This is a genomic window from Streptomyces venezuelae (assembly GCF_008642335.1).
Taxonomy (GTDB): Bacteria; Actinomycetota; Actinomycetes; order Streptomycetales; family Streptomycetaceae; genus Streptomyces; species Streptomyces venezuelae_F.
The window spans coordinates 4,353,187-4,372,406 of sequence record NZ_CP029191.1 but is presented as its reverse complement, the minus strand read 5'-3'; the positions used below and the strand labels follow the sequence as shown (position 1 = coordinate 4,372,406).

The window sequence follows — 19,220 nt, the reverse complement described above, 5'->3', positions numbered from 1 at the left end:
CCGATCTTGGGGACGACCGGGAACGCGGCCAGGACGCGATCGTAGATGGCGAACGAGCGGGCTATCGCCTCATCCAAGGTCAGCGCTTCCGGCTCGGTTTCCGCCTTCGGCGGCCGACCCGTGACGCGGTCCGCCATGCCCGGGAGCACGTCCCCCACCGGCCGGCGGTGCTTGTTCCGGGAGGTCATGCCACCACCTCAACCGACCCGTACTCGCGGCCAAGGTGGCCGGCGTCGCGAAGCTCCTGATAGCGGGTGGACACCCAGCCGACCGACCAGCCGCACAGCTCAGCAGCGGACCGGACCGACAGCCCCGTCTCGAACGCGGCCTGCACGGTCGCCCGTGCACGGTCCTCGGGGAACTTCTCGGCAGCGGGCCCGGCGGCCAGCAGGGCGGCGCGTTCACGCTCGGCGCGGGCCTGCCGTTCGGCCTGTTCACGGCGTTCACGCTCCGCACGGGCGGCCCGCTCCCGCTCGGCTCGCTCGGCGGCCTCGCGCTCACGGCGTTCACGCTCTCGCGCCTGCTGTTCACGCTCGCGCTCGGCGCGTTCACGCGCCTCCCGCTCTGCCTGCTCGCGGGCTGCGGCCTGCTCCCATTCCTCGCGGCGGGCCCGGTCCTCGCGCTGTGTCTGCTCGCGGATCAGGCGGGCTTCGTGTTCACGCTGTTCACGCACCAGCAGCGCCGCGTGCTCGCGCTCCTCGCGGGCCAGCCGTACGGCTGTCTCGCGGCGCTCGGCAGCCGCCTGCTCGCGGGCTTCGCGCTGTGCCTGCTGCCGTGTCTCCAGCTCAGTCACGGCCGCGGCGATCGCGCGTCGGTAGGCGAGCCCTGCCTCAGCGGTGACGATCAGTAGAAGCGGGGCGACTGCATGCACGGCCACGCCGACCAGGTCTTTTCGCAGCGCGGAGTCCGCGACGTTCAGGGCCAGGGTCATGCAGCCGGTCATCCAGCGCAGCACGATCGGCCACCGGCCGCCGTGTCCCCCGAGCAGGACCAGTACGGCATCCAGGCGGATGACGATCAGCACGGCCGCATCGACCACGGTCGGCAGGATCGGCGCCGTCCACGCCCATTTGGCTGGCGTGTGCGCGGCAGCGAGTGGGGTGACGGTGAGGATCGAGTAGAGCATCGCGCCCGCCACGATCAGCCACGTACCGACCGACAACGCGCGCTCGGCTGAACGGATCTGAACGGCGTTCACGCACCCGCCCCCGTCCATGAACGGACCCGCGTCGCGGCGATCAGAACGACCGGCGAGGCGGGATCATCGTGGGTCTCGCTGTCCTCGGTCCACACCCACTCAGCGCCCGGTACCGGCTCGAAGCCGAGCACGCTGAGTGCCTCCGTACGCTCCGTGAACGTCGGCACCGGCAGAGCACGGTCAAAGCCGAACTCCGGCCAGCACTCCGTGGTGTGCAGCAGCACCACGTACAGGCGCCACCGCCCCTTGAACACGGACATCTGCGCCGTGAACTCCCGCTCCATCAGGCCACCACGCCGGTGTCGACGGAGTTGACCAGCTCCACCCGCGCGGCCAGCGCCCGACGCCGGGCCCGGCGGATGCGCCGCTGGTCCATCTCGGTCGGGGTGCGGTCGAGGGTGGCGATGTGCGCGTCGAGCAGGTCGATGTCCGCGAGGATGACGGGCATCTCGCGGTCGATCGCGTCCAGCTCCGCATCCGTCGGCTCGTTCCAGTCGGCGAACGCGGTAACAGCTTCCTGAACAGTGACGATGTCGCTCATTGGGTCGTGTCCTCTCAAGGTGAACGGCCCGAACAGAGCCCCCGGAGTTGCACCTCCGGGGGCTCACGCCGTTGAAGTCGGTAGATCCGGCTCCCCTCAGGCTGCTCGTGCGAGACGAGCAGCGGAGGCAACCGGCCGCGGCACTCGGGGCCGCCGCGGGGTTGGAAACGTGTGGGTGCGGGGTCTTGCAGCCGCGCGGCCGTCACTTCGGGGGAGACGGCTCAGAAACCCACGTATTCGCGATGTCAAAGAACACCCAGCGCGGGGCTCGCGGCGTGCGGCCAGAGCCGCCTTCCTGCCGAGCAATCCCGAACCGGCACGGCCTGAAGGCAGCCCAAAGAAGACCCCTTCCGGCCCGCTGCCCTAGGACTGCGAGCGGCCCGAGAAGACGATGACACGCAGTCCTAGGACTGTGCTTCACTGGTTCGCGTCGAGAGGAGTTCTGCGTGGCACCGAAGTGGCGCGACCTGGCGGACAGGCTCGCGGAGCAGATCAGGAGCGGCGAGTACGCCCCGGGCGCCCAGTTGCCCCAGATCAGAGACCTAGTCGAGGCAGGGGAAGGCTCAAAGGAAACCGTCCACAAGGCCTACAAGGCTTTGGAGGCTGAAGGCCTCGTGACGTCCACACGCGGGCACGGCACCGTGGTGCGTCCGCGCGCTCCGCTCAAGCGGCTCGGCATCTCCCGTTACGACAAGGCGAAGTGGCGCGACGGTGACGAAGTTGCGTTCATAGCTGACCGCGTTGCATCGGGGCGCGCGTACAAGCGCAACGAGCAGACGCAGACCGTGAGTCGCGTCCAGGCTGACAGCCTTGTCGCGGAGGGGCTTGGCGTCCCAGTTGGCTCCGAGGTGTACGCGCGCGCCCGCCTCGTGAAGGAGGGGACGCAACCGACTCACGCCCTGACCAGCTACTACAGGCCGGAGCACGTCGAGGGGACGCGCATCGTCGACCCCACCCCGGGCCCTGCCGGCCGCGGCGGCGGGTACCGGGTCCTCTACGACGCCGGATACGAGATCGACCACATGAGAGAGGCCCTGTTCGCACGCATCCCGACGGCAGATGAGGTGCAACTTCTACAGCTCCCCCTCGGTGAGCCTGTAGTCGAGCTGCACCGGACGACGTACACGGCAGATGGCACGGTGGTCGAGTTCGCGGTTGGCATCCACTCGGCTTCCCGCTTCGCGTGGGAGTACGACTTCAAGGTTCCGGACTCAGCGCACGACAGGAAGGGGCAGGAATGATCTCGGCACAGGCATGGGCGGATGCCCGGCTTCTGTGGGACTACCACCGCATGCACCACGACCCACGGCCCTGTTCGGTGGCCATCGGTCTGGGCAGTCACGATCTCGGGGTGGCTGACGTGACGGCGGAGCTGTACCACCAGGGCATGGCACCGGTCATCGTGTTCACGGGGGCCACCAGTCCAACGACCCGGGCGCGCATGCCGCGCGGTGAGGCTGTCCACTACCGAGAGCGGGCGCTGCAGCTCGGGGTGCCCGAATCTGCCGTACTCCTGGAGCCGCGTGCCACGAACACCGGCGAGAACATCGAGTTCTCAAAAACGGTGCTGGCAGAGGCCGACGTCAAGGTCTCGTCCGTCCTGCTCGTGAGCAAGCCGTATGAAGAGCGGCGCTCGTACGCCATGATGCGGAAGCTCTGGGCAGAGGTCGAAGTGGTGTGCGCTTCCACGCCGATGGGCTTGGAGGAGTACGCCGCCTCCATCGGCGACGCTCGCATGGTGATCGACATGATCGTGGGCGCCCTGCAACGGGTGCTCGTCTTCCCGGGGTGGGATCTGGCTATCGAGCAGGATGTACCGCACGCCGTCGTAGCCGCCTATGAGCGGCTGTGCGTCGCGGGCTTCACCAGCCGGCTCCTGCCAGCTGATGTTGCTGCCCGTCCTGGCGCGTGATGTGAGGACGCCCGTATAACAGAGGCCCGTGACATCAAGGCCACGGTCCCCGGCAGCACTCGTCTGGCGCCGCGCCTGCAAGGAGCATTGCGGCCCTGTCACGCCTAATGCGACCATTCGATCCTCAAGTGTGTGCGATCCACCGGGAGAGGCAGCTATGGAGATCGCGGAACTCGTAAACGAAACAACCCCTTTCGTTACCGCAGCAATAGCTGCATACGGGGGCGCTGTTCTCAGCAGAGCCGAAACAGCTGCAGCCGACGCCACAGCGAACGTAGGTCGCCGAATCCTTCAAGCCGTCTGGCAACGAAGCAACCAATCGGAGCTCGACCTCGCTTTGCAAGAAGCCGCCGATGACCCAAACGACCCAGACACGCTCGGCGCCTTGCGTCACCAAATTAAGAGGGTTCTTCGCGAAAACCCTGACCTGACAGCGGAAATCGCTTCCATGCTCCCGCCCCGAAACACTCATGTAGAAGTTTCCGCTACAGGCGATCGATCAATAGCTGCTCAGAACATTTCAGGGTTCGCGATTACGGGCGATAACCCGTGGATCCAAAAATGACATACGCCAGTAACAACACTCCCGAAGGGTACATCACCTCATCAGGAACTCGCTCGATTGCAGCCGGGGCCATAACCGGCCTAGCAATAACGGGCGATGCCCACCTGACCGTTCTATCGCCAGAGGCACTTACTCCTGTCGAATCCCTGAACGCACCACCACGACTAACTAACATCCCTCCGCGAAACAGGTTATTTGTAGGAAGAGAACGCGAAATTGAACAGCTGAATCTAGAGGTCAACTCACAATACGCTCCTCGCATTACTGTCATCCATGGCCTGGGCGGAATCGGGAAGAGTACGCTTGTTGCAAACTGGGCAGTCGACGTCACACACAAACCCGCGTGGTGGATTGCCGCGGACAGCCAAACGTCAATAAGGGCAGGTCTAGCAGAATTCGCTTGCGCCCTCCAGCCTTCCATCGCCAATTCCCTTCCTCAGCAAGCCCTCACAGAAAGGGCGATCAGCTGGCTTTCAAGCCACGAGAATTGGCTCCTAGTTCTAGACAACGTAACGGATCCCAGCGATATTAACCTCATAACGTCGCGCGTGAAGCATGGCCTGATCGTAGTAACCTCGAGGAGAACTACGGGATGGCATCACGTCGACAGCGATATCGCCCTTGAGGCACTCTCAACGAGCGAAGCGAAGGATCTGTTCGCCGCAATAGTAAATCCGAAGTCGAAGCAATCTGACGTTGCCATTACTAAGCTTTGCGCCGAGTTGGGTGAACTCCCCTTGGCCGTCGAGCAAGCAGGAGCATTTTGCGCAGAGAGCGGGATCTCGGCCGACGAGTACTTGGAGTTGCTAGCTACACATCCAGCCGCTACATACCGAAACGGTCCCGAGGGGACCCATGCCGATCGAACGGTCGCACGAGTCTGGAACATTACCCTGGATCGATTGGCCGATGATCCCGTTTCGACTCTCTTGCTCCACGTTCTCTGCTGGTACGCTCCAAATTCCATCCCTAGAAGTCTTGTCGATAAAGTCAGCGACGCTCCGGCGCTCACTAAGGCCAGGGGGCGCCTAGCAGCTCATAGCATGATTTCGATCGATCCTGAGTCGCAGTCTATTAACCTACATCGACTCGTTCAGGCCGTCGGACGCACTCCAGACCCTATGGATCAGTATCGCTCAAAAAATTTGATAGCGTCAGCACGCTCCATCGCACTCAGACATCTCAAATTGGCGCTGTCAGGTGATCTGTTAGAGCCGGGCAATTGGCCTTCCTGGCGAGCCATCATTCCCCACGTCAGTCATTTAGCCGATTACAGCTCGCCCAGTGAAGACTGCGAGGTTCTGTGTTCAGTGCTAAGTTCAGCAGGAATGTTCTTGGTCAACCAAGGACAGTTTGGGGAAGCCCGCCGTCTCCTGGAGAGATCGATCACAGGTTTCTCGCGCCTTTTCGGTAGTGTCGATGTTCGGACACTTCAGGCTCGTATCACTCTCGGCGCTGCACTCATTTCTCTGGACGGTCCAGCTAAGACCCTTCCATATGTCAATCGCGTTCTGAAGGATGCAGAGAAATATCTAGGCAATGACCATGAAGCCACGTTGTCATCAAGAAACAACGTCGCCTACGCCTACATGTGGACTGGACAGCCGAAACGGGCCATACCTCTCCTGAAAGAAACAATAGCCTCTCGTGAGAGGACTGGGGACGAGGGCCTCGAAATCCTCGTATGCCGCCTAAATCTGGCGCGGGCGTATCGCGACTTGAAGGACTTCGACACATCGCTCACGATCACTACTTCCATCCTGGATGAAGCTATAACCACGATAGGCGAAGACCATCCATTTATCATCTCTATCGAAAGCGCCCTAGGTGGAATCTACCATGAGACTAGAGAACACAGGAAAGCTCTAGACATACAAAAGAAGTGCCTAAGGGATAGCGAGAAGCTCCTCGGGAAGAGTCATCCCGAAACTCTGGCGGCACAGAACAACCTCGCCGCAAGCTATTCGATGATCGGAAATGAACGACGCGGACTCAAGTTGACTGAAAAAACCTTGAAGGATCGCGAAAGAGTGTTGGGTTATTTGCATCCTGATACTATTTTGACCCGAAATAACTTCGCTGCGGCGTTGTTGCAAACGGGCAACCGTACTGTGGCAAAGCACCTGTTCATCCAGAACCTTGCTGAATGTAAAGATGTGCTGGGTCCCAACCACCCACTCACCAGAGCCACAGAAACTGTACTGTCCCTTCTTCGTTAAGGATTGTGGTGCCAGCCCGTCAAATGGTACGGGTCACCAATGCGAGTGATGAGGGAAGTCAGTAACCTGAGCGGTTCCAGATTCCCGAAGCAGTGTCCCGTTCGAAGCAACTACGAGCACTTCCCCTTCAAGGTTGTCCTTGAAGGGAAGCTCAAATGCTCCTAATCTCCCGGAGCGTGGGCTCCACCAGGTTTCCGTGAACGCCGAGAGCTCGTCACGTTGCCGCGAGAACAGCTCTTACCGCAGGGGGCGTACGCCATGAATTGGCCTACGCCCCTGCCCGGTCCGCGACTTTACCTCCGATGACGACTGCACGGCCGGGAGTTGGGGGCGCTGTCACTTCGATCGGGCTATCCCTCAGGAGTACCATCGGGCGGGCTGTCTCGGCCGATGGATCGTTTAGACACCTGAGTAGAGGTCACGTGAATGTGTGCGACAGCATTTTGATGGCTTGCAGCCCCGATTCATTCTGGGCTGCAAGCCATGGAATCGTTGAGTCGCCCGTAGCGGTCAGTTCGAGAGCGGGGCCGGGAGCGTGAAAGTCTTTTCGTCGGCGCCGCGGGCCGCCGCGATACGGACGCGCAGCTGCTGGATGTCATTGACAGGCACCTTGTCGCCGACGACGAGGTAGGTCAGCAGGTCTGCGGCGAGGTTGTAGTTCTCCTTCTTCGTGAGGATGTTGTAGGCGGAGTTGATCAGAACGTCGCGCCACAGCGGGCTCGTGATCTTCCAGTCGACCCTGTATGCACGCTCGACGGCATCCTTGAGGGTCAGCTCTTCGTCCGCCTCCATGATCTGGGAGAGCGCCTGGAACAGCACGATGTGGGTGGCAGGCTTGAACAGCAGCCCGTAGTCAGTGTCCTTGGCCCGCAGGTCGGGGAGCACCTTGGTGTTGTCGCGGCCATGCTTGAGCATCGGCATACCGTCCAGGACGGTCGTCCACCAGCCCTGTACGTGCTCGTAGCCCTGGTCCAGGACGTCCTCTGCGGGGCGAACGTGGGTCTTCTTCTCGTTCAGCGCATCCGCCATCTCGTAGTGCTCGGCGATGATGCGGACAGTCTCGTAGACGGCGCTGAGGGTCGTGAGCTGGACGCTCCGGTCGGCGATGGTGTTGGTCTTGTAGTTGACCAGCGACTCGCCCTTGTGGTTCTTCCCGGCGAGCGGACCGTCGTCGTCCGCGAGGCGGCGGGTGAGGATGGCGAAACCGTCGTCCTCGCTGGTGAGGATGTTGTCTCCGCGGCTGGTGTTCTTCGCGTAGCGGTTGACCTTGTTGAAGATCTTCCGGGTGTGCTGGGTGGAGATGCGCGGGACGATGATGATCGTCACCTCATCATCCGAGACGAACTTGGCCTGGTCGCCCTCGACCGTGCGGCCGATGACCACCTCGCGCAGCGCGGCGAAGCGGTGCTGCCCGTCGAGGATGATGCGATCGCCGCTTTCGATGGTCAGGAAACCGAAGGACTCCTTCGACATCGTGGACCGGTACGCCTTCGGGAGGCTCTTTGCCACCTCGCTGAAGGACTCGAACTCCGGCTCCTCGTCCGCGTCCAGCAGGACGATGAGGGCTCCGAAGAACCGGTCCGGCGAGTTCGCCAGGTACGGCGCAATCTCGGTCCGCACCCGGGTCTCGTTGAGCTCGCGCTGCAGGCGTTCGGTCAGCCCGGTGGTGGCCCACTCCTCCTGCTCGCTCGCCGGCCGCGCGACCTGGACAAGGTCACTCACCTTCATCGTCGTCACGTAGTACGGCGTCGATCCCATCTTGCCCCGAATCGCCGTGTGCACAGTCGCCATGCCGCCTCCTCAGGCTGTTTGTAACTCCACCATAGATGTTTGCGTATACAGTTTCCAAGCGACCTGGCGATGTTTGTGCAAACAAGCAGGTCCCTCGGGTTCTGCCCAGACGTTGGCGCCGGCTTCGCTAGCGGTGGCGGTCTCATTGCCGGCCCCGAACGCCGCCCACTCCGCTCCGGACCGTGGGAGCCCGTCGACACCCAGCGTGCGCACTGAGCAGTGCTGATTCGTGTTTCGCATACGCCCACGAACGCTCGTGGGTCAAGATCGGATAATCGCTCTGCGAAGGTCTCGGACTCAGTCGCCCGCCTACCGTAGGTCCCGACGCAGAGTGGCGCGCACGGATACAGCTGCAGCGAATCCCGGCGCCCCTGCTCATACCTCCATGGAGAAATCCTGGAGATGATCTCGAGACGGTGACTCCGAGGCACCAACGGAGACCGACGCATCCCAATGCCCTGAACTGCATCTTTGGCCTGGGTACCAATTCGGCAATCTTCCAGGGCCTAATTCGGGACGAAGAGGTCGTGGGTTCAAATCCCGCCACCCCGACAGTGAAGTACCAGGTCAGGGGCCTGATCCACTCAGTGGATCAGGCCCCTGAGTGGTTTCCGAGGCCACTCTGGGAGCCGTTTGGGAGCCGATCTTCGCATCTGGCTCCCAATCTCGTCAGCTGAGTCCGTTGTCAGACCCTGCCGCTAACGTCGAGTGGCACAGGTCTCTCGTACATCAGCAGGGAGCAAGGCATGCCGACCACATCAGAAGACGGGCGTGGGGTGGACCGCCGCAGAGTGTTCGTGATCCACGGACGCAACGAGCGCGCACGCCGGGGACTGTTTGAGTTCCTGCGTGCTATCGGACTCGACCCGATCGAGTGGTCGGAAGCAGGCCGCATGACGGGAAAGGGCTCGCCGTATATCGGAGAGATCCTCGACGCGGCATTCGGTAGCGCCCAGGCCGTCGTCGTCCTGCAGACTCCGGACGACGTCACCTATCTGCACGAGAGCCTGACTCACCCAGGCGATCCAGAGTGCAACCCGCAGATGCAGCCCCGCCCGAATGTGCTCTTCGAGGCGGGCATGGCCGTGGGGCGAGACGCGGATCGCACTGTGATCGTGGAACTCGGACAGGTGAAGGTCTTCAGCGACATCCACGGCCGACATGTCGTCCGCCTCGACAACAGCGTTAAGAAGCGGCAGGATCTCGCGACCCGTCTAGAAACCGCAGGGTGCGCCATCCGGCTAACAGGAACGGACTGGCATGAGGCTGGGGACCTGACCCCACCTGTTCCTCCGGGCGGCGGGCTCCCGATGGGCCGGAAACTGCCGTCATCTCAGGCGTCCGGCACACCCCGGCTCAAGGCCCGGTACATCGACAATGGGCGCGGGAAGATCGACGCTGTCGAGATCACCAACCACGGTCCCGGTGACGTGTACGACCTCGACGTCGACGCGGATGCCAAGGTTGGCCTCGTCATGCGAAACGCAGACGAGTTCCCCGTCCCGAAGCTACCCGAAGGCAAGTCCGTGCGCGTGGGGCGCATGTCGTCGGACTCTCTCGCGTCACGCTCGAACTCGTACTTCAACATCACCATCAGTGCCAAGACCGCCGATGGGACACCAATCGAGATCGACGAGTTCGTGAGCGGAGCGTGACATGGACATCCAGTTGACCTTCCCTCTGGATCACGACGGGTTCCTCCGTCGGGAATGCCCGCACTGCGTACGCCAGTTCAAGTGGCATCACGGTCCGGCGAACGAAGAAGCCGAAACGCAGCCCGCCCCGGCGGCCTACCACTGTCCTCTGTGCGGGAAGCCAGCAGGGATGGACTCCTGGTGGACGCAGGAGCAACTCGAATACGCCCAAGGTGTGACTATTCCTGCAGCGACGCGAGAGGTCGAGCAAGGATTGCGGGACGCGTTCAAGGGAGCCAGCAGCAAGCACGTGAGGTTCGACTGCAAAGGCGGCATCGACGCACCGGACGTACCGACCCCGCTCACCGAGCCCGACGACATGGTCATCGTGACGTCCCCATGCCACTCGTACGAGCCGGTAAAGGTCCCCGAAGACGCGTCCCGCCCGTATCACTGCCTCGTATGCGGGGAAGCCTTCACCGTCTGATCCCAGGCAATAGAAGCAGCCGTGACGCGAAGCAAGCGCTGCGCCCCACGCGGTGATCGCGTGGGGCGCAGGTGTCGCACATCAATCAGGCGTCGTCAGGCCACGGGCCTGCTTGCGTGCGTGCAGGAGATCATTGAGGGCGCGCACAGGTGACGTGGAGCTCATCGCGAGGCGGGTGTCGAGCGCTGCCTCCCATTGCTCGGTCAGTCCCAGCATGAGGCGTTTGCGCATGCCTGGGGTGACGTGGGCGTAGCGCGCCGAGACCGAGCCGTCGATGTGGCCCATGCGTTCGTCCATGAGCACCTTCTCGGTCCCCAGGTCCTCCATCATCGTCCGGTGCGTGTGGCGGAGGCCGTGGGGCGTGAGTCCTTTGGCTATCGGGAGCCAGCAGGCGTCGGCCCGATCGCTGGCACCCCGCCCCCGTGCTGGGACACCGAGCCACGGCTCTCCAAGCAGGGGCACCGGCCGTGGCTCCTGTGGCGCCTTCTTCGGATACCAGCCAGAGACCGCCGGCGTGAACAGCCAGGTCGCAAAACCGTTTCTGCGCCAGTGAGCGGCAGGCTCCGGCGCAGTGCCGCCCCGTACGAATCCGAGGTCCGCGATGGCCTGCTCGACCTTCGCTCGCGTGGCCTCGGTGACGCGCTCGGGGTGGTTGAGGACGTTGGACACCGTGCCAGTGGAGACGCTGGCCCGACGCGCGACGTCGACGAGCTTCGCGCCCTGGTGGCCGCCGGTGCGAGCTGCGCCCTGGCCTCGGAAGACATAGGTCTTGCCGTGGCAGGGGCACGGTGTGGGCTTCGTACGTGCGACGTGGTTGGCGACCAGAGCCAACCACCAGCCCATCGAGTCAATGGTGCGGTAGCTGTCGTCCTTGGGCGGGCAGCGCACCAGCTCGCTCGTGTCGAGTTCGTACAGCTGCCACTCGACACGGACGGCCCCAGGGCGGACGAACGTGGTTTCAAGGCCGACGATCTCGCCCCAGCGCATGCCGATGTACCCCTTGAGGACCACGGCGACGAACTCGTCGTCGCGACCCGACAGGAGAGCGGCCCGCTCGGCAGTCAACAGGACGCCGAGCGCATCGGTGACCACCTTCTCTGGGCCTCGGTCTCGGGAGCGACCGGCGCGCTTGCCTCGCCCGCGTCGTCTGGCCGCCGGGTTCGAGGTGATCAGGCCCTCATCGATCGCGTCCTCGAAGATCAGGTGGAGCGTCGAGCGCCAGGTCTTAACGCTGGAGGCCGCGTAGACGGCCTTCTCCTTCTTCTCCCACAGCTCGACATCCGTGCGCAGGATGCCGGCAAGCGCCTTGTCCTCGAAGTCGGGGAGCAGATGCTCCTCGATGTGGCGCTTGTAGTTCTGCATCGTCGACGCGGCCAAGTCCTGGGCCTCGTACCAGCGGCTCGCGTACTCGCCGAATGTCTCCTGGCCCAGTGCCGGGTCGCGCCAGTCGCCGCGCCTGTATTTGTTCTCGGCCTCGCTCGCGGCGCGCTGGGCCTCGCCCTTGGTCGCGAACTTGATCGCCTTGCCGCTTTCGTCGACGACCGTGAGGTGCTTGCCAGGCTCGATCTTGTATCGGCCGCGCCAGTAGTTTCCGCGCTTCTCCGCGAAGCCCACGTCTTGCTGTCCTCCCCTTGTTCTGTTTCGGTTGATGCCGCGCTACGCGACCGCGTCGTACTGCATCCGGCGCGGCGGCCGAGCACGCAGGCGCGACGTCGGGGTGCCGAGCGCCCGACGAGGTTGCGTGGTGGCCTGAGCGGTGGGCGCTGAAACGAGAGCAGCCACCGCCGCAACACCTTGCGCAGCACGCGTCGGCCGCTCCTCGTAGAGGCGGACGATCTCGGTGAGGTGGCCGGCGGTGAAGCGGTAAGCGCGACCGACTCGCGTGTGTGGGATCAGGCGGCGGCGTGCTCGGTCCATGACCCACCAGGCCGAGCAACCGAGGATCTCGGCCATCTCCTCGGGCCGGTAGAGGCGAGGCAGGGAAGCTCCGCCCTCAGCGCCGGGAACGCCAGGTGTGGGAGTAGAGGGCATCGCGGGGTGACGCTGCAAGGGGCGTAGGTCCTATCTCGGTGGTGGGTGTGCTCGGTCAGCGGTGCGGGACGAGCCTCGTCACGGTCACGGTCCCTGGAGCAGCACAAGGGGCGAGACGAGGAGGGCTTCGGCGATCACAAGGAGGTCGTCGACGTCGCAGCGGCGCTGACGCGTTCGATGGGGGACAGCGTCCTGTTGGGCAGGGGATGGCCGAGGGCAGGCAGCCATGCGGCCAACTCGCGCTGAGCGATGCCCCGTTCTGCGCCGAGAATTTCGACGGTTCGGGCAGCTCGTATTCCCGCGCCGTCGTTTTCAAGTGATCGTGCTGCCATGGCTCCAGTTGTAGCGTTCATTCGCCGGTTTGGTTAACCGGCGATCGTGGTCTATGTTGCGCCGCACATGAGTTCGGTGCGGAGGGATTCACTGGTCCTTGAAGTCCGGGTTCCGTAATGCCAATCGGCATCAAGGGGCTGCTCTGACGTGGGGTGTTGTGTTGTAGCTTCCCACCGGGAGGCCGTCAACCGCTTGGCGATGTGATGCTTCTGGCTCGGCGACGAGGGACTATTTGGTCAACCGCCGATCGTGCCCTACCGTTTTCGCACCGCCCTCTTCACCCGATTCTCGGCAGCCTTTCTGCCGTCAGAGATTCGGCCGCATTGGGCTGGACTTGTGCGACCTGGGTGTGGCTATGTTGACGACACCCCCAGGAAACGCGAACGGTTCTCCGCGCGCCCGCGCGAACAACCGGTCTCCGCCCTGCCCTTATGCCCACTCCGCCCCCGACCGACGGTGAGCCGCGGCTGCACGCCCACCGGCAACCGAGTGAGGACCGCACCCTCTTGGCACGAATCCGCACCATCAAGCCCGAAGCCTTCGTCTCCGAGTCCCTGGCCGTCGTCACCCTGACCGCCGAGCGCACCTTCTTCGGCATGCTCACCCAGGCCGACGACCAGGGCCGCCACCGCGACCACGCCGCGATCATCGCCGGACAGCTCTGGGTCCTACGTCCGGACCACACCCCCGCCGATGTCGAGGATGACCTCGCCCAGCTCGCCGATGCCGGCCTGATCTGCCGCTACCAGGGGCCGGACCACAAGCGCTACCTGCACATCGTCACCTGGCGAGAGCACCAGAAGATCAACCGGCCAAGCAAGAGCCGCCTCCCCGGCTGCCCGCACCATGACTCCTCGACCGGCGCGATGCCGATCGTCGCCGAGGGTACCCAGTGGGTCTCGCGGCGCACGCCAGAGATCCGGCTCCCGATCGACCGACTCGGGCGAACAAGCGAGACGGGCATCCCGTACCTCGCGCCCGAGGTGCAGCTCTTCTACAAGGCGAAGGCGACCCGGGACAAGGACGAGACTGACTTCGAAGCGGTACTGCCGCTGCTGGACGCTCCGGCGCGTGCTTGGCTGGCGGGCGCGCTCAAGGTGATCGCGCCCACCCATCACTGGCTCCGCCGGCTCCTGCCGGTCAGCCGAACGTGAGCAGCGGTACGTCGTAGAGCCCGGGGTTCCGGGGCCGGGTCATCATGGGCGACGTGACCTCCACGATCACCAGTTCGCTGAGGAACTGGGCCTTGGCGCTGAGGAGTTGGCTCGTCCTGCCGTCGGCCGACTGGGCCTTCAGTCCGGCGGAGACGTGGATGTGCGGGAGGATCCCGCCAGTGGCGCGACGTGGGCTCGGCGAGGGAGTCGCGGCCCAACTCGCTCTTGTAGACCTCGTGGACGCTCCCGAAACGGGCTTCTGTGTAGTCAAGGCCGAGCAGGGCGGCAGCGCGGCGGGCCGATGCCTCGTCGGGCCCGTCGATTCGAGGAGCATGGCCAGACAGGGCCAGGTGTCGAAGCCGAAGGGAGGTCCGTCCATGCACACCACGGCACCAGGTCGCAATGGGTAAGACCTGGCCCCGCTCGGTGCATGGAACACGTCAGCGAGAGGTCGCGTCGAGGCCAGGACTATGGCCGAACCTGGATGAGAGCGTGAGTGCCGCTGGTACGCCACGCCGCACCGGACTGTTCGAGGGAGTTCAGCGTTCCATGGTCCAGGCCGACAATGACGTCGGACTTCAGGGTGCGGAGGGCTGCGACGGCTCCCGGGAAGTACGCGGTGAGGTCGCTGAATGGCGCCGTGGCGTCCCACAGCCGGTCGCCCACCAAGCGCCGGTAGTTGAGGTCACCCTTCAGGATGGTGAGCGTGGCGGCCTCGAACTCGCTCCTGAGGTCCTCGGGCATCTCCTCGTACGGCAGCGGAGCGCAGAAGAAGAGGTGGGTGCGGACCTCCAGGCGTCCTGACGCCATGGCCTTCCACAGTCGGCCGCCGATCGTGCCGGCTTCGCCGGGTGCCTCGGTGAGGCGGCGGAGGCAGTCGACGACGTCCGCCGTCATCGCGTCGGAGACGTAGTACGGGTACGGCTTGACGTGGAGCATAACCCGCTCAGCGTGCCGGCGTTCGAGGAGGTGATCGATGAGGATCAGGTCCGGGATCAGCTCGCGGCCGGCGTTGTCCGCCACCACGGCGACGGTCGCGGGCGCTCCGGCGGGCAGGAGCTGCCAAAGCACGCCGCTCTCGTCGGCGACCAACGCGGAGGCAGCTTCGCCGGCCGCTGGCTCCCCCGCCGAGACACGGAAGCCGAGGTCCGCGCGGTTGCCCCAGAGCGAGGCGTGGAGCAGTGCTGTGGCCCGCTCGTCGGCAGGTACGTCGGCGAGCGCGTCCAGAGCCCGCAGCTCCTCCTCCACCGCCTCGCTGCGCAGTTCGGCCTGCTTGAACGGAGCGAAGGGATCGACTCCCTGCCACGGGCCGGTACCGAAGTACTCGATGGCGGCGAGGAGCCTGCGGTAGAAGTAGCTCTCCGCCCACAGGAATGGGGCGTCGAACCAAGATCGCCCGAAATGCTCCCGTCCCCAGTACGACCACTGCCCCTGATCGTGCTCCGCAGGAGCGAGCGGTTCAACAACGCCGTTGGTGATCTCGTCCAGCAGGGCATCGAGGGCCTCGTGCTGTCGACGGCCGTACGGGAAGGCGTCTCGCACCTGCTGGATCAGGGCCGGGTGGCGTTTGGCCAGGACGCCCCAGGCGAACGAGCCGGGCTCGTTACTCAGGATGACTGGCGCCTCGCGGTCGGCGGTCTGGCCCGAACTGCTGTTGGCCCCTTCGTCCGCGGTGCTGGGAGTCTTCTCTGTCATGGTGTCCAAGCCCTTCGCTTGTTGCTCATGAGTCCTTGATCTCCAGGGACACGACCCCCGCCGCACTGCCCACCAGCACCTCGCCCGTACGAGGTTCGAAGGCCGCGCAGTGCAAGGAGGCATCCACCCTGACCTCGGCGATCTGGTGCTGCTCGCTGAGTGACCACAGGCGTACCGTTCCATCCGCCGCGGCCGATACCAGGTGGTCCTCGTCGTTGAGGAAGCCCAGCATGAGGATGCGGCCGGTGTGCCCGGAGAGGTGGGAGGTGAACCTGTCCGTAGCCAGGTGCCGTACCGCGATATCACCGGTTCCCGCCCCGACCGCGACGCGATGCCCCGGTCCGTCGACCGTGACGGCGCGGGCCCACCCGCTGGGGCTGGAGAACCGGCCCTTGAACTCGCCGGTGAGGGCGTGCCACACGCGTACGGAGCCGTCGCCGCCACAGGCAGCGAGGAGATCTCCGCTGTCGTCGAAGGCAAGCGAGCGCAATCGGCCAGCATGAACATCCTGGCTCCACAGCAGCGCCCCGGCGGAGAAATCCCAAACCCGGATGTGTCCGTCGCCCGTACTTGCGGCAAGTCGGGATGTCGAGCGAGCCATCCCCACGGCCCACGTACGTGGGGTGTCCTGGTTCAGGATGAGGGACCACGCCTTGTCGAGCAGCGACCAGACCCTGACCGCTCCGTCGCCGCAGGCGGCCGCGACGTGCTCACCGCTGCCTGCCAGGGACCAAACTCGCCCATCGGCTGCGGCGAGCCTCCTGCTGACCGTCCCGGTCGAGGTGTCGATGACACCGATGCCGCCGGCACCGTCGCCGACCACAGCGGTACGGCCGTCGGCGGCGAACTGCGTGGACCACACAGTGTTCGAGCCGCTGGCCAGCGTCCTGAGCCTGCTCCTGCCCACCGTCCAGACGCGAACAGCGCCGTCCTCACATCCCGCTACCACGGAGCCGTCGCCTGTTCTGGCGAGTGAACGCACCCAGTCGACGCCCGGAGGAGGCTGAGTCTCGCCCGCTGGGCCTTCCGCTGAGAACGCCTGGATCCTCGGCTCTTCGGTGGCGGCGACGATGGCATCGTCCGAAGACAGGGCAACGGCACGCACGCGCGCCTTGAGATCGGCGATTCGGCGAACGAGAGCGAGCTGGCCATCCGCCGCGTCCCACACGGCGATGGAGCGGTCACCTGATCCGGAGACCAACAGAGAGGAGCCGGGGGCGAAGGCCACGGAACGTACCCAGTCGCGGTGAGCGGCGCGTTCGTCCAGGAGACGACCTGTACGCAGGTCGAAGAGGCGGACGAACTCGTCCTCGCCGGCCACGGCCACAAGCGAGTGGGAGTCTCCTCCAATCGCCACGGACCAGACGGGAGTGCCGACCGTACGCATCGACCGCACGAGCACGAGCCTGTCCACGTCCCACACATGCACAGCTCCGTCCTCGGCCCCGGAGAGCAGGAACGGGCCGGATGGGGAGAAGGCGAGGCTGCGGATGCGGCGATTGTGCCCGGGCAGCACCCCGATGGGTTCTCCGGTGTCGGTACGCCATAGTCGGATCGCCCCGTCGTCTCCTGCCGAAGCGAGGACCAGCCCGTCCGAGGAGAGCGCGGTGGCGAACACCCACCCGATGTGCGCCTGATGGGCTCGGAGTAGCCGACCGGTGTCGACGTTCCACAGCCTGACCACTCCGTCCTCGCCACCCGACGCGACCATGTCGCGAGCGGCGCAGACGCTGACAATCGCACCAATGTGGCCGGGGGCCGCTCCCGTGGTGTCGTCCTCGGGAGGCAGTAGCCACTTCGGAGCGAGCACCACCTCCGCACCAGTGACGCGTTCGAGGGTTCGCGTGGCCTGGGACAGAGGTGAGCGCCGCAGCACGATGGAAAGCGTCGAGGCGATGTCAGCCGGGCTTTCCAGTCCGCTCAGCAGGTACCCGGCGCCGGTCAGGGCGCGGGCGGTCAGCCACTCCTCACGCTGGGGGTGGCCGGCCTCGCGCCGCCCTGGCAGAGCGTCGAGGACGGCGGCGTCCGCGGTCAGGTGCTGGTGTCCGACGAGCGCGACCTTGCGTACCACGTACGACGGGGACGCCAGGAGGCTGACGAGCTCGGCGTCGAGCTCGGCTTCACGCAGGTGGTAGGGGAGATGGCGCCACAGGTAGCCCTCGGTCTCGTCCAGCGTCTCCCACGCGCCCTCGATGCCGTGCCAGTATGACTCGATAAGGGACCGGTGAAGGGCCGCCCAATGATCGCCGATCAGGTGGCGCAGGTAGGACCGGAACACATCATGCAGCACGATGGCGTCCCGGTCGGCGAGATAGGCGCTGATCAGGGACCGGTCGGACAGCAGTCGGCAGAACTGCCTCACCACGTGAGGCGCCCATCCGTGCGCTGTTCGCCACCAGTGAGTGAGCATCGACACGGGGATCGGCAGCGACGGCGGGAAGACCGCGAGCGAGAGGTACCGGTCCCGCAGGTCCGAGTGGCCCGCGATCGAGACGCTTTCCTCAAGGCTGCGGAGACTGGACGCGAGGGCCTGCCCGATCGCGTTCTTCCGCTGGTCCGAGTCCCAGACGTCGAATGCCTGGGGGCCGTACGCACGGATCGTCGCGCTCGTCTCAGCCACCACACGACCGGCCGGGGCACCAGAGACGACCTCCTGTGCGACGTTCGCCCCGACGATCGACGCCAGCAAGGGCCATCCTCCGCACGTGCCGGCAAGGCGCGCGGCTTCGGCCTCGCCCAGGTTCCCAACGTTGCGGACGAGCAGCTCTCGGATCTCGCCCGGCGCCATGGGACCCAGCCGTACGACCCTGGCGGCGCTGGGGCACACGCGCACGTTCCGGGTGGTGACGAGCCGTACGCAGTCCTCCCCGCCCAACAGGAAAGGGCTTAGATCGGCCGCGGACCAGACGTTGTCGATGACGAGGAGGGCACGCCGTCCGTGGAGCAGACGAGCCAGGTGGAAGCCGGCCTGCTCCGGATCCGCGAAAGAAGGGCGGCTGCCGTCCAGATGAACGCACAGGTCGGAGATCAGCTCGACAACCCTCGCCGCTGCGCACCCCTCGCCTGTCTCCACCCACAGGAAATCCGAGAAGGAGTTCCGTACACGAGGGTCGTGGCACACCTGCGTCGCGAGCGTCGTCTTACCGAACCCGCCGGGACCGCACAGGGCGACCGTGGAGGTGCTGTTGTCCGCCGACGCCTCCCGTAGGACGGCGACGAGCCCCTCGAAATCATCTGACCTGTGCACCAAGCCGGGCTCCGGGACGGGTATCGGGAGGTAATGGTCCGGTGCGGGCGCGGCAGAGGACATCGGAGCACCAACAGAGTCCCAGAAGCGCTGCCGCACCTCCGCGTCGCTCCGCTCCAGCGCCGTATCCAATAACGCCTGGGAATCCGGGGTGAGAACGATCTCCTCGCCTCGGGCCTCCCAATTGGACACCGTCCGGTCGCTGACGCCGAGGTAGGCGGCGAAACGACGCACGCTCCGACGCGTCGCGAGCCGCAGAGCGCGCGCCTCCCTTCCGGTCCAGCGCTGCACTGTGGCCACCGAAGCTCCTTCGACCGACACCAACGACGGTAACAGCGTAGGGCGGTCTGACCAGGGGCGTAGGGCCTTCGGTGCGACAGGAGTTCAGCACCGATTCGGCACCCGGGCCGTCC

General features: G+C 65.1%; 15 protein-coding genes and 1 pseudogene. 6 read left to right on the top strand and 10 right to left on the bottom strand.

Going from position 1 to position 19,220, the window contains the following annotated elements:
* Positions 1–184: 184 nt before the first annotated feature.
* The 3 genes from DEJ49_RS19780 to DEJ49_RS19770 are packed head-to-tail and all read right to left on the bottom strand — an operon-like array spanning position 185 to position 1,739.
* The gene (locus DEJ49_RS19780) at positions 185–1,198 is read right to left on the bottom strand and encodes a DUF2637 domain-containing protein (protein ID WP_150185353.1); all 1,014 of its coding nucleotides are present in this window, start codon (positions 1,196–1,198) and stop codon (positions 185–187) included.
* Positions 1,195–1,482, bottom strand: coding sequence for a DUF6303 family protein (locus tag DEJ49_RS19775; protein ID WP_150185352.1), 288 nt, complete (start codon positions 1,480–1,482; stop codon positions 1,195–1,197). The genes DEJ49_RS19780 and DEJ49_RS19775 overlap by 4 nt, the downstream gene beginning before the upstream one ends.
* Positions 1,482–1,739, bottom strand: a complete 258-nt coding sequence (locus tag DEJ49_RS19770) for a DUF6284 family protein (RefSeq protein WP_150185351.1) — start codon at positions 1,737–1,739, stop codon at positions 1,482–1,484. The genes DEJ49_RS19775 and DEJ49_RS19770 overlap by 1 nt, the downstream gene beginning before the upstream one ends.
* A 446-nt stretch (positions 1,740–2,185) precedes the next feature.
* On the opposite strand from DEJ49_RS19770, the gene DEJ49_RS19765 reads away from it, so the two are divergent.
* The 3 genes from DEJ49_RS19765 (at position 2,186) to DEJ49_RS19755 (ending at position 6,435) form a co-directional block, all read left to right on the top strand.
* Complete coding sequence (locus DEJ49_RS19765; protein WP_150185350.1) at positions 2,186–2,980, top strand: GntR family transcriptional regulator; 795 nt, start codon at positions 2,186–2,188, stop codon at positions 2,978–2,980.
* Entirely contained in the window at positions 2,977–3,651 is a 675-nt protein-coding gene (locus tag DEJ49_RS19760; RefSeq protein ID WP_150185349.1) for a YdcF family protein, read from the top strand. Before DEJ49_RS19765 ends, DEJ49_RS19760 begins: the two co-directional genes overlap by 4 nt.
* A gap of 561 nt (positions 3,652–4,212) precedes the next feature.
* A complete protein-coding gene (locus DEJ49_RS19755; RefSeq protein ID WP_150185348.1) occupies positions 4,213–6,435 on the top strand; it encodes a tetratricopeptide repeat protein in 2,223 nt (740 codons plus the stop codon).
* Positions 6,436–6,945: 510 nt separating this feature from the next.
* Here the strand turns inward: DEJ49_RS19755 and DEJ49_RS19750 are convergent.
* A complete protein-coding gene (locus DEJ49_RS19750; RefSeq protein WP_150185347.1) occupies positions 6,946–8,226 on the bottom strand; it encodes a DGQHR domain-containing protein in 1,281 nt (426 codons plus the stop codon).
* A 746-nt stretch (positions 8,227–8,972) separates the two neighbouring features.
* On the opposite strand from DEJ49_RS19750, the gene DEJ49_RS19745 reads away from it, so the two are divergent.
* Positions 8,973–9,881, top strand: coding sequence for a TIR domain-containing protein (locus DEJ49_RS19745; protein ID WP_190329390.1), 909 nt, complete (start codon positions 8,973–8,975; stop codon positions 9,879–9,881).
* Between the two features lies 1 nt (position 9,882).
* Entirely contained in the window at positions 9,883–10,347 is a 465-nt protein-coding gene (locus tag DEJ49_RS19740; protein ID WP_150185346.1) for a hypothetical protein, read from the top strand.
* Between the two features lie 81 nt (positions 10,348–10,428).
* Here DEJ49_RS19740 and DEJ49_RS19735 read toward each other — a convergent pair whose 3' ends face one another.
* The 3 genes from DEJ49_RS19735 to DEJ49_RS19725 form a co-directional block, all read right to left on the bottom strand.
* Positions 10,429–11,961: a LacI family DNA-binding transcriptional regulator gene (locus DEJ49_RS19735; protein WP_150185345.1), complete on the bottom strand. Its 1,533-nt coding sequence runs from the start codon at positions 11,959–11,961 to the stop codon at positions 10,429–10,431.
* Between the two features lie 42 nt (positions 11,962–12,003).
* Positions 12,004–12,378, bottom strand: coding sequence for a helix-turn-helix domain-containing protein (locus DEJ49_RS19730; RefSeq protein ID WP_150188345.1), 375 nt, complete (start codon positions 12,376–12,378; stop codon positions 12,004–12,006).
* 134 nt (positions 12,379–12,512) lie between these two features.
* Positions 12,513–12,710, bottom strand: a complete 198-nt coding sequence (locus tag DEJ49_RS19725) for a hypothetical protein (RefSeq protein WP_317850456.1) — start codon at positions 12,708–12,710, stop codon at positions 12,513–12,515.
* A gap of 507 nt (positions 12,711–13,217) precedes the next feature.
* On the opposite strand from DEJ49_RS19725, the pseudogene DEJ49_RS37000 reads away from it, so the two are divergent.
* A pseudogene (locus DEJ49_RS37000) lies at positions 13,218–13,583 on the top strand (hypothetical protein); the annotation flags it as partial.
* Between the two features lie 268 nt (positions 13,584–13,851).
* Here the strand turns inward: DEJ49_RS37000 and DEJ49_RS36995 are convergent.
* From DEJ49_RS36995 to DEJ49_RS19695, 3 genes are all read right to left on the bottom strand, one after another.
* Complete coding sequence (locus tag DEJ49_RS36995; protein WP_411757178.1) at positions 13,852–14,244, bottom strand: hypothetical protein; 393 nt, start codon at positions 14,242–14,244, stop codon at positions 13,852–13,854.
* Between the two features lie 89 nt (positions 14,245–14,333).
* Complete coding sequence (locus tag DEJ49_RS19700) at positions 14,334–15,560, bottom strand: damage-control phosphatase ARMT1 family protein (RefSeq protein ID WP_150185344.1); 1,227 nt, start codon at positions 15,558–15,560, stop codon at positions 14,334–14,336.
* A gap of 25 nt (positions 15,561–15,585) precedes the next feature.
* Positions 15,586–19,107, bottom strand: coding sequence for an NB-ARC domain-containing protein (locus DEJ49_RS19695; RefSeq protein WP_150185343.1), 3,522 nt, complete (start codon positions 19,105–19,107; stop codon positions 15,586–15,588).
* Between the last annotated feature and the right edge of the window lie 113 nt (positions 19,108–19,220).

Bases quoted from the DNA above. Each gene is read 5' to 3' on its own strand.
- DEJ49_RS19775 (WP_150185352.1), bottom strand. From the start codon at position 1,482: ATGGAGCGGGAGTTCACGGCGCAGATGTCCGTGTTCAAGGGGCGGTGG.
- DEJ49_RS19770 (WP_150185351.1), bottom strand. From the start codon at position 1,739: ATGAGCGACATCGTCACTGTTCAGGAAGCTGTTACCGCGTTCGCCGAC.
- DEJ49_RS19760 (WP_150185349.1), top strand. From the start codon at position 2,977: ATGATCTCGGCACAGGCATGGGCGGATGCCCGGCTTCTGTGGGACTAC.
- DEJ49_RS19755 (WP_150185348.1), top strand. From the start codon at position 4,213: ATGACATACGCCAGTAACAACACTCCCGAAGGGTACATCACCTCATCA.
- DEJ49_RS19750 (WP_150185347.1), bottom strand. From the start codon at position 8,226: ATGGCGACTGTGCACACGGCGATTCGGGGCAAGATGGGATCGACGCCG.
- DEJ49_RS19745 (WP_190329390.1), top strand. From the start codon at position 8,973: ATGCCGACCACATCAGAAGACGGGCGTGGGGTGGACCGCCGCAGAGTG.
- DEJ49_RS19740 (WP_150185346.1), top strand. From the start codon at position 9,883: ATGGACATCCAGTTGACCTTCCCTCTGGATCACGACGGGTTCCTCCGT.
- DEJ49_RS19730 (WP_150188345.1), bottom strand. From the start codon at position 12,378: ATGCCCTCTACTCCCACACCTGGCGTTCCCGGCGCTGAGGGCGGAGCT.
- DEJ49_RS19725 (WP_317850456.1), bottom strand. From the start codon at position 12,710: ATGGCAGCACGATCACTTGAAAACGACGGCGCGGGAATACGAGCTGCC.
- DEJ49_RS36995 (WP_411757178.1), bottom strand. From the start codon at position 14,244: ATGGACGGACCTCCCTTCGGCTTCGACACCTGGCCCTGTCTGGCCATG.
- DEJ49_RS19700 (WP_150185344.1), bottom strand. From the start codon at position 15,560: ATGACAGAGAAGACTCCCAGCACCGCGGACGAAGGGGCCAACAGCAGT.